The organism is Novipirellula methanifontis (assembly GCF_052161655.1).
In the GTDB taxonomy this organism is placed as follows: Bacteria; Planctomycetota; Planctomycetia; order Pirellulales; family Pirellulaceae; genus Novipirellula.
The window spans coordinates 241190-259360 of record NZ_CP197418.1 but is presented as its reverse complement, the minus strand read 5'-3'; the positions used below and the strand labels follow the sequence as shown (position 1 = coordinate 259360).

The 18171-nt window shown below is 55.5% G+C and carries 10 protein-coding genes; 9 read left to right on the top strand and 1 reads right to left on the bottom strand.

What is annotated here, in order from left to right:
- Window positions 1-100: 100 nt before the first annotated feature.
- Window positions 101-1075 (bottom strand): alpha/beta hydrolase family protein, encoded by a 975-nt coding sequence (locus SH528x_RS00835; protein WP_442508643.1) that lies wholly within the window; start codon window positions 1073-1075, stop codon window positions 101-103.
- Window positions 1076-1373: 298 nt separating this feature from the next.
- Between SH528x_RS00835 and SH528x_RS00830 the strand changes: the two genes are divergently transcribed.
- The 9 genes from SH528x_RS00830 (at window position 1374) to SH528x_RS00790 (ending at window position 18127) form a co-directional block, all read left to right on the top strand.
- Window positions 1374-2000: an RNA polymerase sigma factor gene (locus SH528x_RS00830; protein ID WP_442508642.1), complete on the top strand. Its 627-nt coding sequence runs from the start codon at window positions 1374-1376 to the stop codon at window positions 1998-2000.
- Entirely contained in the window at window positions 2000-5908 is a 3909-nt protein-coding gene (locus SH528x_RS00825; RefSeq protein ID WP_442508641.1) for a protein kinase domain-containing protein, read from the top strand. The genes SH528x_RS00830 and SH528x_RS00825 overlap by 1 nt, the downstream gene beginning before the upstream one ends.
- Before the next feature lie 34 nt (window positions 5909-5942).
- Window positions 5943-7052 carry a hypothetical protein gene (locus SH528x_RS00820; protein WP_442508640.1) on the top strand — a complete coding sequence of 370 codons (1110 nt, stop codon included), beginning with the start codon at window positions 5943-5945 and terminating at the stop codon, window positions 7050-7052.
- 157 nt (window positions 7053-7209) lie between these two features.
- A complete protein-coding gene (locus SH528x_RS00815) occupies window positions 7210-8262 on the top strand; it encodes a hypothetical protein (protein ID WP_442508639.1) in 1053 nt (350 codons plus the stop codon).
- A 60-nt stretch (window positions 8263-8322) separates the two neighbouring features.
- A complete protein-coding gene (locus SH528x_RS00810; protein WP_442508638.1) occupies window positions 8323-8649 on the top strand; it encodes a hypothetical protein in 327 nt (108 codons plus the stop codon).
- 149 nt (window positions 8650-8798) lie between these two features.
- A complete protein-coding gene (locus tag SH528x_RS00805; RefSeq protein ID WP_442508637.1) occupies window positions 8799-9386 on the top strand; it encodes a sigma-70 family RNA polymerase sigma factor in 588 nt (195 codons plus the stop codon).
- Complete coding sequence (locus SH528x_RS00800; protein WP_442508636.1) at window positions 9383-11137, top strand: protein kinase domain-containing protein; 1755 nt, start codon at window positions 9383-9385, stop codon at window positions 11135-11137. The genes SH528x_RS00805 and SH528x_RS00800 overlap by 4 nt, the downstream gene beginning before the upstream one ends.
- A complete protein-coding gene (locus SH528x_RS00795) occupies window positions 11125-11649 on the top strand; it encodes a hypothetical protein (protein WP_442508635.1) in 525 nt (174 codons plus the stop codon). The genes SH528x_RS00800 and SH528x_RS00795 overlap by 13 nt, the downstream gene beginning before the upstream one ends.
- A 25-nt stretch (window positions 11650-11674) precedes the next feature.
- Window positions 11675-18127, top strand: a complete 6453-nt coding sequence (locus SH528x_RS00790) for a WD40 repeat domain-containing protein (RefSeq protein WP_442508634.1) — start codon at window positions 11675-11677, stop codon at window positions 18125-18127.
- Window positions 18128-18171: the final 44 nt, after the last annotated feature.

The following is an 18171-nucleotide window of genomic DNA, read 5'->3' as shown; positions in this document are numbered from 1 at the left end:
CACTTTTCCGCGTGAGCTCTAGCCTAGCACGGCCGGTGAGACGAATGATCGCACGGTCCTGGCCCAGCCTCGTCACAGACACTGCAATCCGAGACGCTGGCTACTTTTTTGCGTGTCTTGCGATCTCGCCGCTGGAAAACTCGATTGAGTTTTGGGGGCCGGTGTCGAGGACGATCTTCTCGGCGATCAACTTGGTCATGGGAGCCAGCACGCTGAAATGGTCCTTCCCTTTGACGGGATGAAATTGAACCAGCGGATTCTTGGACGCACGCTTCAATTCATAAAGTGAGTAGAGATTCCCGCCCGGGGATGAACCTTCGAATACAAACGTTGGGACTTTGATCGAGCTCAACCAATGAACGGGAGATCGCATTCTCAATTCCTGTTTATCTTTGTAATCGAAGGGGATCGGTTCGCTGGAGTAGCTGATAATTTCGTCGATCGCCCCAAAGGAAAACACAGCACGAAATCGATCACTGGCGGCAGCGGCCACAATTACAAGTGTCCCGCCCGTGCTATGACCGCCCAAGTAGATTCGATTGGGATCGACAAAGTCTTGCTTTGCAAGATATTCCGCGGCGGCGATTACGTCCTCGACCTCCCCATAACAGCATTCTCGAAAACCGGGGTTTTCGTTTCCTCCTCGAAACGAGGGATACATCATGACGATGCCCGACTCTCGAAATGCGCTGGCCGATTGATCGTTGTCAGGCGCAGCGTCTTCCCACGCGGTCTCGCCGATGCTGTTGTCGAAGCCACCGAATACCCAAATGATCGCAGGCTGCTTGCCACCGGCATCCTGAGGCCGGCTAAGATAAGCGGCGAGTTTACCCACGGGTGAATCAAACTGCACGACCTCGAACAATTGCGAAGGCGGCGTTGGCACCGCTTCATTTGTTTTCTCCTGGCGGACAAGGTGAGTCTTGAACGCCCTGCGGGCATCCGCAAACGAAGTATCCTGCTCCGCTTGCCCATCAGCGTTTCTCGAGGCATTCGCAGGTTTCCCCTGATTCGCCTCGCGACCGCATCCGACGCCGAGCAATAGCATCAACAACGCCCATTGAAAGACCTTCATCGTTCCACCTTTTGTACGATCGACATTTTCAAAACTTCAGCCCCCGATCACCAATTCAATAACATGCCCAGCGACCTGTCACGACATTCTACACTTATCGGCGTGAGATCTGAGATTGCCGGGCCAATCAGGTACCCCATAACAGAGCTTCGATGGGATTGGCAATCATTTGAGAATAACGCCACATTCTCGTGCACAGAATGAATCATTCGATCGTGCGTCCGGGACTTCGGCTGCTTTTCCAAGTTTTCCATGTAAGAAATCTGCGATCATGTGTGAATAAGGGTAGAGGACACACATGAGCGATTGGCCAGAAACGAGCGAGAGTCTGATTCTGCGGGTGAAAGATCCGCAGGATGTGACTGCATGGAGAGAACTCGTGGCGGTCTATCGGCCTGTCGTCTATCGCATGGCCCGCGGTCGCGGATTGCAGCACGAGGATGCGGAAGACTTGGCACAGGGCGTCTTCGTATCGGTGGCCAAGGCGATCAAGAAGTGGCAGCCCAGCAATGATGGGCCGCGTTTTCGGAATTGGCTCGCGCGGATTACTCGCAACGCTATCGTCAACGCCTTGACTCGGACTCGGCCCGATCGGGCTGCCGGAACCTCCAGTGTTGCGAAAGTGCTCAGCGCTATCCCGGCTAGTGGAGAGGTTGGTGGGAACGGCAACGGTGAGCTGACGTTGTCGCTGTTGAAGGAAAGTCGCCTGGAGGCGATTCGCTGGGCGGCGCGAGAGCTGCAATCCGAGTTTACCGAAACGACATGGGTGATCTTCCAGGCGACAGCCATCGAAGGTCGTCCAGCGGCTGAAGTCGCGGAAGTCTGCGGTCGCTCGATCGGCTCTGTGTACGCAGCCCGATGCCGAGTCGTGGCCCGACTCAAAGCAAAGGTCGAAGAGTTGTCCGATTTATGGAGCGATACCTGATGCAAACTTTTACTACATGCCTTCAGGCGGACGAACTGAAGTCATTCATTGCGGGAGATCTCTCTGAGCAGCGAGTCACCGAAGTCGAAGAACATCTCTCGATCTGCGATACTTGTCGCGAGGCTCTTGAGAACACCGCTGGCGATCGCGAGTGGTGGAGTGACGTCGAACACGCACTCGGTGTCGATCCATCGTCGGCGTTCAGTGACTCTGTCCACGATGAACAACAGGGGTTCGGCTACGATCGGTTGATTGAACTGCTCGGGCCGACTGACGATCCGAGCATGATGGGCCGCATTGGCAGCTATGAAATCGTCGGCATTCTCGGTCGAGGTGGCATGGGCGCTGTCTTCAAAGCGTTCGATGCCGGGCTGCATCGGTATGTCGCCATCAAAGTCCTGCTGCCGCATCTGGCGTCATCCGGCGCCGCGCGGGCTCGCTTTCGGCGCGAAGGCCAAGCAGCGGCGGCGGTCATCGACGACCATGTCCTGCCGATCTATGCCGTCGATCAGTGGCAGGGAACGCCGTATCTGGTCATGCAATACATGCGAGGCGTGAGTCTGCAGAAACGGCTACACGATCAGGGGCCGTTGGAGTTGCGAGAGATCCTGCGGATCGGGCTACATGCCGCTCGCGGGCTGGCCGCCGCGCACGCTCAAGGGTTGGTGCATCGCGACGTCAAGCCATCGAACATTTTGCTCGATAGCACCGTCGAGCGTTCGATGCTGACCGATTTCGGATTGGCTCGGGCTGTCGACGACGCATCGCTGACCGCCTCCGGAATACTTGCCGGAACACCACAATACATGTCGCCCGAACAAGCCCGCGCCGACGCGGTCGACGCGCGCAGCGACTTGTTCAGCCTGGGCAGTGTCCTGTACGCCATGTGTACCGGACACGCTCCCTTTCGTGCCGAGAATTCGATTGCCGTTCTACGGTTGATCGCTGACAAGCAACCGCGCCCCATTCGAGAGGTCAATCCCGACATTCCCGAGTGGCTGTGCGCAATCATCAGCAAACTGATGTCCAAGCAAGCGTCCGATCGTTTCGACTCCGCCGAACAAGTCGCCGAGCTTCTCGAAGACTGCTTGGCGCACGTCCAGCAACCGACAACAACTCCATTGCCCGAGTCCGTAGCGAAACTCTCCAAGAGTTTCGAAGTACGCGGCAATGACAAGCCGGCCGAAAGCCTTGGCGACATCCGCCGCCCACCGATCGGTAGATTCATCGCCGCCGCAGCCTTTGCATTCTCGTTGATCTTCGCCGGGGTGTTGATTGTGCTGGAGCTGAACAAAGGGACGTTGAAAATTGAGTCCGAAGCGGATGATGTGCCGATTCGGATCATGCAGGGTGACAACGTGGTAAAGCGACTGACGGTCACCAAGTCTCGACAAAATGTTCGTATCGCCGCGGGAAACTATGTCATCGAGGTCGATGGTCGTTTTGATGTCATGGTTGTCGACGGCGGTAACGTTTCGTTGCAACGCGGCGGAACGGATGTTGTCAAGATTGTCATGTCGGCCAAACCGCTGAAGCTCAGCGAGTCAACCGAAGCGATCAAGCTGAACAAGCCTCCGCAGGACGATGCGCTAGCCTTCGTCGGGTTTAGAGCGTATTGGCAGCATTTGACCGGGATACGGGTTGGCAGCAACGACGCAGCGTACATCCAAAACAACTCAAATCTGCGTGGTGGCCTTTGGATTGGCGAGGTGGACGCTGGAAGCCCGGCAGCGATGGCGGGGCTGAAGAGCCGAGATACCCTCGTAGGACTTGGGCCGTGGGAGATCCTTTCTCAAAGCGATCTACGCTTCGTGGAAAGTCAATTGCGTACAGGCAAACTCGAAACGACGAACTTGAAAGTTCACATTTTCCGTCTTGGCGAGGGGGTGCTGTTCGGCCATATCACAGTGGATGCGAAAAAGATTGCGGACATCGGGAAGCTCGTTCTGTCCAGCAAGTTTCGACCGGGAGACCTCAACGATCTGCGATTTGGCAAACGTGACGAACGCGGACCGTTTTCGTCTCCTTCCCGTGTGGGACAGACGTTCGCGCCAGAAGACACGATCGACGATTTCTCCAACTTTCCGGCACTCGGCAACGGTATCGAAGAGGTTGGGATGATCATCGGTGTGGTTCCCCCGCAAACCGGATCGGAACCGCCATTTGCGGAACTCTATCTTGTTCAGGCAAGCGGCGTGCGAGAGATCGAAAACAACCCCACGCGATTCACCCGAAATATCCAGCCTGGGCCTTTCCAGCCTGGGCCTTTCCAGCCTGTGCCTTTCCAGCCTGCGCCTTTCCAACCAGTGCCTGGCAAACAGTCTGTCAGGGTCGGGTATTATGCATTGACGTTCGCCACGGAAAAGAAACCGAGCGTGACGCTGGAGATGATGGAAGGTTCCGCACACGTCTACGTGATGGACGTTGTCGGTCTGGCGAACGAACAAGGCCGCAAGTCACTGAACATCCCCCAGGAAGACGACGACGGCGAGCCGTGGCTTCCTGTGAGTTTCCCGATGCATCAGCAATCAAAGTGGGCCGCCCGTTTAATGAACCTTGATGGCTGGGAAAAGAAGTCCGGCTTGATTTACACGCACGTTGTTGATCATGAATTCAATCTGAAGCCCGGTGAAATTCGAACGGTCAGCATCGTCGGACCGGGTGAGGTCGCCGCTCGTCCGCATGACGACCAATCAGGCACAAGAACTATTGACTACCGAGGCCAGTGCGTTCGCGCGGAGGACGGAGTCCCAATTGCCGGCGCAATTGCACGTTTTTTCATCCGCGGGAATAAGCGATTGCCAATGAGGCTCTTCGATTTGACGACGACCGATAAGGATGGACATTTCCGATTTGACAGCGACATCCCCAGCGATGGCGAGGTCGATTTGGCACGCAGTCGGATTGCGATCACGTCGCCGGGCAGAGCATCAAGGTTATTCTTCTGGCAGGACGGGGCAGATCTGAGACAAATCGAAATGCGGCCAGCCGCCTCGCTTAACGGACGTGTCACAGATTCGGCGTCTCGACCTGTCGTTGGGGCAAACGTTCGTCTCGGGCCGAATCGGATGTCCGGCGTTAATGATGCCGTTACCGATCAGGACGGACGCTATGAAATCGAGGATCTAGAGAAGGTCGATAACTTTTCGTACGAAACAGGCATATCCAACATGTTGTACGTCGAACATTTTGATGGCAGAAAATCCTCAGCCGTAATTCAATCGATTCCATCGACCGTCGAAATTGTGCTGACATCGGCTATGGGCGATCCAGGCGAAGGGACCGAAGCTGGAAACACCAATCCTTCAGGTCTGAGCGACTTCACAGGTCTTGCTAACGAGGACGAAGTTGTGTGGTCAAAACCGGTTCAGGGGCTGCGGTTGGGAGTCCGCTTTGAAGACTCAAAACGTGGTCAGACTCAGCGGTTCACGCCTGGAGATGTTGGTCAACTTCAGATTTACCTTCAGAATGCAAGCGACGAAGCGATACGCACGGGGTTTGAACCGGCGGACGCTTGCCAGGCAGTGTTTCAGATTTCGTCTCAAGACGGCAGCGTCATCGCTCAAAACAGTGGTGAGTACTCAGAGCAACACCTAGTTCCCGCACCGCTATCGGCCAACTATCGCGGACTGAACGCTGGCGAGATTCGGCTGCTCAATGATGATAATGCGGGGACGATTACACGATCACCTGCATGTCAATTTCAGTTGGGTGACATTGCCAAATTCACGGTTGTCGATCACCAACAATCGAACCATTCGTCTCCTCGGCAGTATCTTCTGACTCCCGGAAAGTACTATGTTTCGGTCATGCTAAAGGCTTACAGCGGGCAAAACAGATTCTCAATCACGTCGAATCGCTTACCATTCGAGGTGGTCGAAGTCGACACGCGAAGCGAATCGAATTGACCGACGATCCCAACACTTAACGAGGGAAGCCCCAATGGTGACTCGAATTCAAAACTCGCAACGCCTGTTCATTGGCTTGGCATTTGCAATATCGCTGGTCTCCTGCGAGAGTGCCTTGGCGCAGGCGGGGCTGTCGCAAAGCGATCAGGCTAAAGCGATTGAAGCGGCAAAACAGCATGACCAACGAGCCCAAGAGATTGCCAGTCTGCCACGATTGTTTCTTGAGGCCACGTACACCTCCGTCTGGCTTGATGGAATGAGCGAGGAGGCTGAGATGTCAGATGCAAGTTTCCGAAAGGCAATGACTCAGGTAGTGAAGCCCAGAACACCATCTTCAACAAAGACAACGGCTTGGGACGAGAAGCGATTTCTATTCGGATACGACAAACCGCGTCTGGACGGTGCTAACGGAAAAACGCGAATCGTTAATCACTACTTCAGTCATGACGATTCGATTTGGCAACGACAACAAACCAACAACGATGCTCCTCAGTACGCGAACCTTGAGTTGCCAACCGTTTGGAAGCGAGTGGATGCTCGCGTCTTTTTTCATTTGCGGTCGGCTAGTCTGGAATTCCCCTGGGGCAAGAGTGATGGGAACATCAAGTTCGCACTCGTTCCCGCTGAGTTTGCCGAGTATCAGGTCGTCGGTCAGGAGGCGATCGATGACAGCGAGTGTTGGGTCGTCCTGTCCAGGCCGCGTCGTTGCAAGTTGTGGTTCGATAAGGATTCAGGACAGTTGTTGCAAATGCTGAACTATGTCATGGAAGGCATTGAGCCCGCGCCGTTCCACGAAACAGCAGAAGTTGAAAACTTATGTGGCAAGAAGTTTGAGACGCTTGAAGCATTTCGTGAGTTTGCGAAGAACACCGATCAAGCGACACGGCAGCGATTGACTGGCCTCTTCGGCTTGCTTTACTTCGACGATTTGGCCCATGGCGTCGAATTAACACGGTTCAATGACTATCGAGAAATCGCGTCTGGCGTTTGGTTCCCACATCAAGCGATCGACATTTTCGCAGTCCAATCGCCTACCGACCGCAACAAGTTCCGATTCTCGCGTGGCGAACTACGAGTCACCAAGCTCGAAACGGATCGCTCACTCAAAGAGAAAATTGCTGCGCTGGTGGCAGACAAACGGTAATGACATTGCTCGCTTCACTGCGAGAAGGAATAGGACGGTCACGATTTCACTTTCCACTCACTCACTCACTTGAATCGCGAGACTTGAAATGCTTGCTCCCCTACGCTCATCGTTACCACGTTCTCGAATCGCTCGACTGGCAGTCGTTGCGGGACTCATGTTCGCACCGGTTTTGCTGAGTCGAGCACAGGGGCAAACTGAGTTCGGTACTAGTGACGCAGCAGTAGACAGTGGGAGCGAGTTCTCTAAGCCCCCCAAAGCTGCTCAGGCTTTACAGATACCCGAAGCCGCCTGGGGGCCGGAAGTCAACGGACTGCGCGCGGCCCTGGTCAAGTCTGATGTCGTTGCCTGCGATGAACAATCGATGCTGCTTTCGGCTGCGGTGGTCGTCAAAAACGTGACACGTCATGACCACATTCGGTTCGAAGAGTGGAACTCAAATGTGCAGCCGTTCCTCGTTGATCGCCAGCATAATGTCATTCGAATGGAGGACCAGTCCCTGACCGAGTGGTATTATCGCGTACCGAAACTCCTGCGAAGGACCGTGCTTGCACCTGGTGAGCAATGCGTGCTTGCTCATCCCTGCGAGGCCGGACTCTTCAACATCGATGCTGAGAAGAATTTCAAGACTGCAGTCAAGGCGTATCCATTTTCTCAGCACATCCAGTCTGGTCGCTTTGAAGCATTCGCCGAGTTTGCCTTGCAAGAAGTTGCGCACGAGCGGCGCTCAAGAAATCTACCATCTTGGGAAGAGATTCCGCCCGGCGAGGAGAATTCAGCCAAATACAGACGGAGGACAACGAGTTGGTCGGAATACGTTTCTCTGCAAACAGGCCGGGTCGTTGTGGATGCGAGATTTCCGATTCAAATTGCGGAAGCACGCAAAACTGTCTGGCAGGAGGACAACGCCCTAAAGCTCGACGGTGATGCAACTTTTGATCGGGCGTTCTGCCAACAGGATGGCGTGCTGCGACTCTATTTTCCCAAAGCGTCCTATGCCTTGGCCGCATTTCAACTCGACGGCGATGGGCAATTGACCGTTGAAGGTTTCGATAAGTTCCCCGCGTTGTGTGTACGGACATTGATCGACACCACTGGTAGTGAACTCAAATTGACGGACCTCTGCACCGGCGACTCAGTCAGATTGAAACCCAACGTACATGGCGAATGGGAGTTTGCGGATAATGAAGACAAGGCACCGGCTATGTAGAACAATCGATACCGAGAAGATCCTAAATTAGGTGAAGAGGATGGACGGTTTTGTTATGCCGTGCTGTCCGAAATTCCGGAACAGCCTGCTGATTCGATTGGCGGATTGCGGCTGACCATTTCATTGTTACTGACTTGGAAGTGTATTTTGAACCGAATGTTCGCATTGATGCTGATGCCACTTCTGCTTGTCCTGGCATTCGCAGGGACGAGCGTTCCTGGCTACGTGAATGCCGAAGACAACCTACGACAGGATGCCGAATTTCACGGCGGGAAGACTTTCGACGAATGGATCGGGCAAGCCAAACAAGGACGCAGACTGGAGGATCGGGCGGAAACGGGAATCTCGGTCACTTGGCCCGACATGGCATCTAAATTCGGACCATGAAAGCAACTCACTCAAAGAACGCTAAGTCCATTATTCAAGACATCTAGCTCGAGGGCGATTGACCTAGAAAATCGACGAATCCGTGTAAGGATTTGAAAAACTCGTGTTTAATCAAGTAGATGTAGGTTTTCCCTGATACTGAGTGACCGATGACTTCCTTCCCCGAAACGCGTCAAAGCCCGATCGTTCAGGTGAAGGATCCGAGCAATCGGCTGGCGTGGGAAAAGTTCGTCGATATTTACCGTCCCGTGATTTATCGGATCGCCGTTGCGCACCGAATGCAGGACGCAGATGCACAGGACTTGAGTCAACAGGTTTTGCTATCGGTCGCCTCGGCCGTACAACGCTGGGAAAAGGCGAATGAGGCGACTCGGTTTCGGCACTGGCTGCGTCGCATCGCCCGCAACGCTGTCACCCGCCGTCCGCTTGACCAACCAGTCGGATCACCGTCCGGCGACGATTGGTTAGCCGAGTGCCCGGTGCGTGGGGATACAACGGATTCGATGATCGACCTGGAGTATCGGCGTGAACTGTATCTGCGGGCGGCTGAGGTCGTCCGTGCCGACGTTCGGCCCGATACATGGAAGTCGTTTGAATTGACCGTCATTGACGGCATGAGCAACGCCCAAGCCGCTCACGAATTGGGGAAAACGCTAGGGACCATTTACACGGCCCGTTGTCGCATACTGCAACGATTACGCGCTGTGGTTGCCGAGCTGGAGGAATCACAGTCATGACAAAAGAAACATGCGACCTGAGTCAACTGGATGCGTTCACACGCGGAGAGCTGAGCGAACAAGCCGAAATGCAATTGGCCGAACATCTTGATCAGTGCGAAACGTGTGGCGACGAACTGGAGGTTCGCGTAGCCGAGCGTATTGCAGCACAAATCGCTGCGGGTCTCGCCGCCGCGCATGAACAAGGTTTGGTGCATCGAGACATTAAGCCCGCGAATATCCTGTTGGGAGAGGGCGTGGAACGTGTCACCATCACGGATTTTGGATTGGCACGGGCGGTCGATGATGCGTCGATGACACGTAGCGGAGTGATTGCGGGAACGCCGCAATACATGTCGCCCGAGCAAACGCGTGGGGAGGCCATCGAGGCACGTAGCGATTTATTTTCTCTCGGCAGCGTCTTGTACGCCATGTGCGCCGGTCGTTCTCCCTTCCGAGCCGAAACAACTTACGGAGTGCTGCATCGGATCGCCAATCACAATCCGACACCGATCTGTGATGTCAATTCCGATGTCCCCGCATGGCTCAGTCACATCATCGAGCGACTGATGGCGAAGCAAGCTGACGATCGCTTCGCATCGGCCGCCGAAGTCGCCGAATTGCTGGCCGATTGTCTGGCTCATGTGCAACAACCGACGACGGTTCCGTTGCCCGAACGGTGCGGATCGCTCGTCAAAAGACACAACGAAGATCAACGGACAGCCGCTGGACCTCGGTTCCCGCGCCAACCACCTGCCACCGTGGTGCGACTTGTCATGGGAGCCGCCGCTGCGCTGGCCCTGATCTTTGCCGGCATCCTGATCGTGCTGGAGTTGAACAAGGGCACGCTGACGATCGAGAGTAACGGTGATCACGACATTCCAATCCGTATCATCCGAGGTGATGAAGTCGTCGAGAGATTGACAGTTACCCAAGATGAGGCGACGACGCGACTGAAAGCCGGCGAATATGTCGTTGAGATAGACAGCGGAATCACGGGCTACGAACTAACCGGCAATCAAGTAACACTCAAACGAAGTGAGAATTGGATTGCGAAGATTACGAAGACGGGCGAAGCATTGGATGCTGGTTTCCCCAGCGACGCGGTGCTGCAGGAAATACACGATTTGCTCGCAGAAGAAACGCGGCTGAAAGTAGACCTGCGTTACGTGCAGCAATTCCTTGAGGGCGGAAAGCTATTTACAAAGACGGACGCATCACAGAATTTGGAAAACGCGCGCAGAGAGAAGCTCATCGAAGCACGACAACAGGAAATCACGAATCGGTTAAAGGTAATCCATGAAAGCGAACTTGGTGATCTGCGTAGGGTTGCCGAAAATGCCACGCTTGAATGTTCGGAAGAACCGCATTACGGGCAACCCTCCTACGGTGTCATCGTCTACGCAAAGACGCGAGACCGAATTCAAAAGGATGAATTGCTCTTGTTCCACGCTGGCTCGCTGTATCGCACACGCGGAACGATTCGCCCTCTGAGAACAACAGGCAACGGCTTTTTTCTGCGTCCTAACGTCGCTATCCCTGCTGACAGACACATTGCTCTAGCATGCATTCAGGACGCGAAGGAGGAAAACGAAAACGTCAAAAACGGCATCATGCCGGATTCAGACCGGGCACGCAATCCAAGTCGTGCCTATCGCGCGAACGTCTTTGATCGCCAGAGCGGCAAGCCGATCCAAAGCAATGAACACAGCCAAACCATCCGTGTGGATCTTGTTCTACCTCACCCATTTCGGTTGCATTGGTCGAGATAACCACGATCGGCGAGCATGAATCGTACGCACGCGTCGTTGAGTGGTCCGCCGACCGACCGATCCGCAAAGGAGATCGCGTTACGCCGATCGATGCGTCTCCTGCGGATGGCACAACGCGTGAAACGGTGCCGAACGATCAGGCTGCTGCGTTGCCCATTTTGGATGACTTCAATCCCAAACACGAAGACGCAATGGACGCGCAGTCGACGCACGGCAAGACCCTAAACCAACTGCAAGGCATGTGGCGACTGACACGCCAGATCGCGACTGACGGAGATGAGAGCATCACGCCGTCCAATGCGACGTGGGAGTTTAAAGGAAACCGCCTGATTGCGAGAGATTCTGGTGGAGGCGGCGCGATGATTGTCACAGTCGACGAATCCCATTCGCCGGTTCATGTGGATGTAGAACTTGAAACGGACGAGGAGACGCTGAACGCCAGTGACGTCCAAGCCGAAGCACGGAATTTTGCAGACGAAACCAGATCGTTCTTCGAAAACCCATCCGAATGAAACTCTGTCGTGAGTCAAGGTAAATATGATGCGAACCACCTTTCTGCTACTGCTGCTTAGTCTCGCGTCGATTGTTGTCGCTCAGGAGGTCACGGTCGGCGATGGTGAAACCGGAGACGATGCTGCACATTTCACGGACGAACAGCGTCTTGAATTGAAGCGTGCGGCGGCGCACGGCGATGGATGGTTCTTCGTTGATCTGGATCGAGGTCGGTTGGCCACCCCGCCGTTTCCCGTTGAAATCGATAGGCGACGGCTGCCTTACTTCGTCGTCCAGCCCAAGGAGGAAGTTCTAAATGCTTGGCTAATGCAGAATGGGATCGACCTGATTCTTTACAGTCACGCGAAGCCACTGGGCGACGGTACGGGAGCGATGAACCAAGATATCCAAATACGCTCGGTGCGTACAAACTTGCGATCGTTGGCGACTGGATTGCAGCAGCAACCAGACCAATCGTGGACTTGGACGACTCTGCCGCAAGAAATTGTCGCGTTGTTCGAACGCAAGGACGAGATAACGCATGTCTCTGGGTTCATTCCGGACTCGTCAAGTGGCGAAGTCCGCGCGGACAGCCCGGTGCTGCGCACTTTCCGCACTGCGGAGAACGTAGTCGGCCTGTTTCTGCTCGAGCAGCCGCAATCGCCCAAGGACGAACTGTCATTACGCATCGTCCACGTCGTCGGTGCGACAACACCGCTGGCCGACGTAGAATTTGCCTCGGGTGACGTCGTGAGTGGGAAGGTCGGACCAGCCGAACCGCCGGGGTTTGCCAATCCGATGGTGGCTGAATTGCCCGACGCGGAGAACAAGATCTCCATCGAAACATTTCCAAAGACGACCAACGACCGCGCGAACGTCAAACCGCTGCTGCCTGCCCCGCCTGAGCTGAACGAGTTGGACGTGCTACACGAGAAGTTCAAACTAGCCTTGCCTCGGAACTGGGCGGTGCACCGTCAGGATCGAGCCTTCGAGTTCCGCGGCCCGAATGGACTGACCGAAGAAAGTAAGTCTGAGCAGGCAAGGATAACACTTTGGTTCTCGAACCTCTCTTATGATTCACGGACTCTACTCCAGCGTGACCCTCAATTGCCGCGAGTTATCTCCTGGGGTAACACACGTCTTGGTCAGGTGCTATCCATACGGAATCAGTCTGCGATTGAACATTGGCCTGAGTTTGGGGATGTCCTGTACTGGTTGCTGCCCGTCGAGCATGTCGCGATTGTGGGTGTTGTCGAACTTGCTCAAAAGATAGACGGACGGGATTCGTTGATGGACTTGATCCACGCCTCGGGGTCTGTGATCGACTTGCGGATCGACGATGACGGCAGGCGTGTTCACAACCGCTCGCGAGCGTTGGGGGAGTACGGAATCTCGCCAAAGACGGATCTCGTCATCCTCGGAAAATTGCCGAAAACCGACGATGCCGGGACAGAGCGAGAGAAAGAAATCAGCGATCGGCATCAGACGCATTTCAATTTGGCGACGAAAGGTGCAGGCGAGTATGGCGTCCGAATCGCCTCATTGGAGGACTACATCGCCTATCTGCGGAAGCTCAAGCAGGACGGCCGCGTCAAACTCTTAAAAGCGTCGAAAGACGGTGACGGGATTTTGATCCCCGAAGTACCGGTCCAGTTGGCTGCGCAAGTTGCGTCGAAGCGTCCCGGCAAGTTGCCCATCGTTTATGAGGGGGTCATCGACGACGTGCTGGATGGCATCCTCTTGTTCGCCGATGGTCGGGGGATCATGACCGGGCGAAGCACAACGTACGCGCGGCTTACCGAGGCGGGCGAGATTCCCGCTGAACGGAAGAACTTGAAGTTCCGAACCCGTGTGCGCTACGAAGTCGTCCCCGGTGTCGGAGCCACGAAGATTGTTATTCTTTCCGAACGGCAGGATGGATCGCAGCAATCAAACGCCACGACCGCTTCCCAGGAAAACGTCCTTGCCGCATTCACTCCACAAGGTGCATCAGAATGGGGCGATGTCATGAATGGCCTGCGGGCTCGCGTGGTGCCGGTGCTGAGTTCGATGAGCGAGGACGCGATTGATTTGGCACAGCGTGTGGAGAATTTTGAGAAGCCGGACGATGTCGCATTCGCGGTCGAACTGAAGAATGTCAGCGACAAGCCGATCACGCTGCTCGACACCCGCTACGGCAACAGCTTCGGCGATTCCATTGGCAAGGCGAACTCGAACTGGTACGGGCAGTTCCTGTTCTCGCTCGACCTGTTCGATCTCGACGGCAAGCGGATCGACCGGCCAGAACTCGAAGTCGTCACGCTAAACACAATATTGGGTAGCTTGGGCGTCGCGACCGTCGAACCGGGCAAGACGCATCGCTTCCTGCTGCGACCGTCGAAGTGGTTGAGTGTGTTTCAGCGGAGTTTCGAACCGGGCAACCATCGCGTGGAGGTGCGATACCACGGTATGCCGCCACGAGTCGTGACGCGGATCAAGGAGTACAAGGCGGAGAGTCCAGTCTTTTCGTGCGTGGCAGGCGACGTCGTGACGCCGCCGGTAACGTTTGAAGTCAGTCGGATAGGCTTCCAGCCTGTCTCTGCGAACAAAAACGAGAAGACTGACAAGCTAGAAGCTTATCCCACGCTTGTGTGGGGCGAACCGACCAGTGGCCTCCGCGCAGCAATGTCGTTTGCGCCCTCGACGACGAGCCACGCTCACGGCGAGAAGCCCAAACTTAACATGCACGTCCAAAACGTAAGCGACGCGCCGATCACGGTCGCATCGCAGCTGTGGATGTCGAAGCTCAGCGTACACATACAAGACGAGAAAGGCGAACGGGTTGATGTCGGTACCACTTTTTACACCGGCTCAACTCCGGTTGTGCGGGTCACACTAAAACCTCAACAGATCGCTGTTTTTTATGCGGGTAATATTGGCCTGGCGATCAATGGCGAGCGGGCTGGGAACTTCGAGCATGTCACCAATCGCAGGCTCGTCGCGCCAGCGGGCAAATACTCAATTCAACTGTCAGAACGTTTCGGTAGCAGCTTCCTGTTGAAGGACGGCAAAGGCAAAGTGCTCGCGCCGCTGGAAGGTGACTACGTCGGCGAACTCAAGACTGGCGTCACGCCTTTCGAAATCACTAACGAAGCGATCAAGCTGGCTCCGAAGAAGAAAGCCGGCCCCAAGACATTGCTCAAGCCGGCGTTTCGGTTGCCCGGGCATTACAACTTGATCTATTTACAGTTTGACGATTCCGATAGGGAACTGGTCGCCGTTTCGAGCTACCAGCGTGCCACGGTTCGCAGATGCAATGTCGTCACGGGAACTTTGATCAGCGAAGTCCATCTCACCGGTGACAAACAAGCCAGGCCGTTTGCCGAGGAGTCGTTCAAACTGTCCGGCGACGGGCGGCGCGTGGTTGCGGCAACGGACGAGCACGTGGGTATCTGGGACACGTCGACTGGCGAACTGCTCAAAAAAATGCCGTACCCAACCAGGGAAGGCATCTATACGTGTTCGATCAACAAGCTCGACTGCACGCCCGATCTTTCGGTGATCGCCGGGTATTGGGAAATGCCCGGGCGCACGACGCTTGTTTATGACGCTCAAGTGATGATTTGGGATGGTGCGTCCGGCGAGCTTTTGCGAACCGTGGTCGACAAAGATGCGACGACGCTGCAATCCATCGACTTGTCTACGGATGGGAAACGGCTCGCTACGACTAATGGAAGCGGAGCCAAGGTTTGGGATACCAGCACCGGACAACTACTTCGCTCCTTTGAAAACGACAACAAGGGCAGGGCACATTCTGATCCCGAAGTGAAAGGCCAATACAACGACCACGTTTGGAGTGTGCAGTTGTCGCCCGACGGAAAGCAGCTGGCCGTCGGCGACATCCTCGGCGTGAGTCTGTGGGGCATCCAAACGGGCGAACTGCAACACCTGCTCGACGCTTCGTACCGTTACGGTACCAGCGCGTTGGTCTATTCCAAAGACGGCCATCTGCTTGCGCGAACAGGAACGAGCGATAAGAAGAAGGGCGTCGTCCCGATCTGGTCGACTCGAACGGGTGAAAAGTTATTTGAACTTCAAACGGAGGCGCATTGCGGCGCGTTTTCCGACGACATCAAGCAGTTCGCGGTTGGCTTGTCGGAGCGTAAGATGGCGCTCGCCGTTTTTCAGCTAAGCGGAGCGGCAGCCGACCCGCCGATTCAGCCTTCGACCAATGTCAACACGCCGGGCGGCCTGCAATATCACCATCGCGGCAAAAAAGCCCAAGAGTTGATCGATCGGTTAAAGCCAGTTTGGGGCGACGAACAGCTTGGTGTGCAGTACGGCATCGCCATTGCCAGCGAGCAGCGACAATTCCGCGATGGCCAACGCGTGCCGATGATGGTCTTCTTTCGCAATGTCAGTGACAAGCCATTGCAAGTGGATGTGCGTCCCGATTTCTTCTGGGACGTGCCGAACGTGACCGATCCCAATGACGCTGCAGCGAGTCTTGAAAGAGTCGCCCTATTGGGCAACTTCCCGGTCTACCGTGAAAAGCTTCAGCCAGGTGAAGCGTTCGGCGCGATCTACCTTAGCATTGGCTTGGGCAAGAACCCGCGTCCTGGTCGGCAGGATTGGGCTCCGTACTGGAAAACGCCGGTCGTCGGTCAATGCCAATTGAAGCACACGGTCGCCTTCCATGTCGCCGGCCTGGATGCCAGCCGCGAACTTACTAGCGACGATTGGAAATCTGGTCAACTGACAACCGGCACGCTGAAGTTTCAGGTTGTCGATGGCGGACAGCCAAACCAGGGTGTCAATCAACCGGAACCTGAGTCCACGTCCGCAGTTGGCGATTCCGGGAACGAGAAAGACGAGACGCCTGTCAAGAAAGTGATCCAATTCCGTTTGCGGGGCGGTGAGCAAGCGGTTCCGCTGCCGGATATTGAAATCGATGTGATGCAATACAAGGGATCGGGCCGGGAAAGAGTCGGACGGTTCCGGACCGATGAGGCGGGAACAACCAAGATGGAACTGCCCCAAGGAACCTATCGCGTGCAGCTCAAGTCAGAAAAAGAGCTGCCGTATCTGCTGGTGGACAAAGCCTGGAACAAGAAAAGTCGTGGAGCTCCTGCGTCGCTTCTTTTTTCTGTTTCCGATGCCGGAGTGACGAAATGGGACGGCGCGCGCTATGTGGCATCCGCAGACTCCAGCGATTCATGGCAAGTCACGTTCACGTTGCTACCAGCGTGTGAACTCGTGTTGCGGGCAATCGACGTTGATACCGACAAAAGGATTCCCGGTGTGGAGTTTTTTCGAGAGAACGCCGTCGGTGAGGATTGGGCGCATCCGATCCCCGGCAAAAATCTTGGCTGGTCGCCTTTGGCTGGTGGCACGAAGTTCGGAGCGGCCGGGAACTCAACAAACCGCGACGGCATCTTTCGCCGGTTGGTGAGTGTCAACGCCGGGTTCACCTATGGGGTCTGGAAGTGGCCGGACGGCTATGAGGAAGTCGAGCCGCGTCGCGAAGTTGAAATCGACATCATCTACGGCCAGCGAAAGGCCGAGCAGGTCTTCAAACTTCGACGTACCCAAATGCCGGATGACGCACAAAGAGCAGACAATCAAGACGCGGCGAGAGATGACGCAAAGGCTCTCGTGGCTGCCGATCAAAAACCTGAAAGCAGGCTTGTCCCAGGTTCTTTCGGCGGCGTTGCTCAATTCATGCAGATTGATGCCGACGACTGTATCTCTTACAGCGACGCCAAGTCTCTTTGTCAGATGACGCTGCTGGAGGACGATCGCCTCAAGGTCGTGTTCCACAACGAGCGGGAGATTGGTACCGATGTGACTTTGCCGCTCGTGACCGGAGCCAGCGGTCAGCAGCGGGCCGTCTGGTCGGCGGAAATCGACGGATATGTGTACCGAGTAACGTCGATTCCTTTCTCGACCCGCGGCTGTCTCTTTCGCCTGGAGAAACGCCGCGACGGCAAGCTGGTTGATGGTTCGGTGCAATTTTTTGCGGTGAAGACCAAACAAGGGAAAGCGGAACAGGATGCGTCTGTCGTTCCGATTGACGATCACCAATGGGGCGTCGATCAGAGTGGTACTGGCATCGTCGCCGGGAGTTACGCGGGGGCCAGCCAGCAGATGAAGATCGCCGACGATCGGACCATCACGTACAGCGATCGTCCGCACGGCATTTGTCACCTCTCCGTGTTGGACGACAATCGGCTGACCTCAGCGTTTCGCGACAGCCGAGGGATGCCTACGGAAATCACACTGCCTCTTGTCTCGAGGGCCGCCGAGCAGCGTGCCTGCTGGTCCGCCAAGATCGATGGCCACACGCTGCGCGCGACGGCGATTCCGTATTCCGACACCGTCTATGTATTTCGGCTGGAGAAATACTTAGACGACAAGTTGGTCGAAGGCGAGGAGCAGTTCTACGCCATCGATCAGAAGCTACGGAAAGCCACGGCGGAAGAAAAGGAATGCTCCCATGCCGCGAACGAGCGGCAGTGACAAGGCCACTTTGCAATCAATTCAAACTGCCTGACATTCGTGAG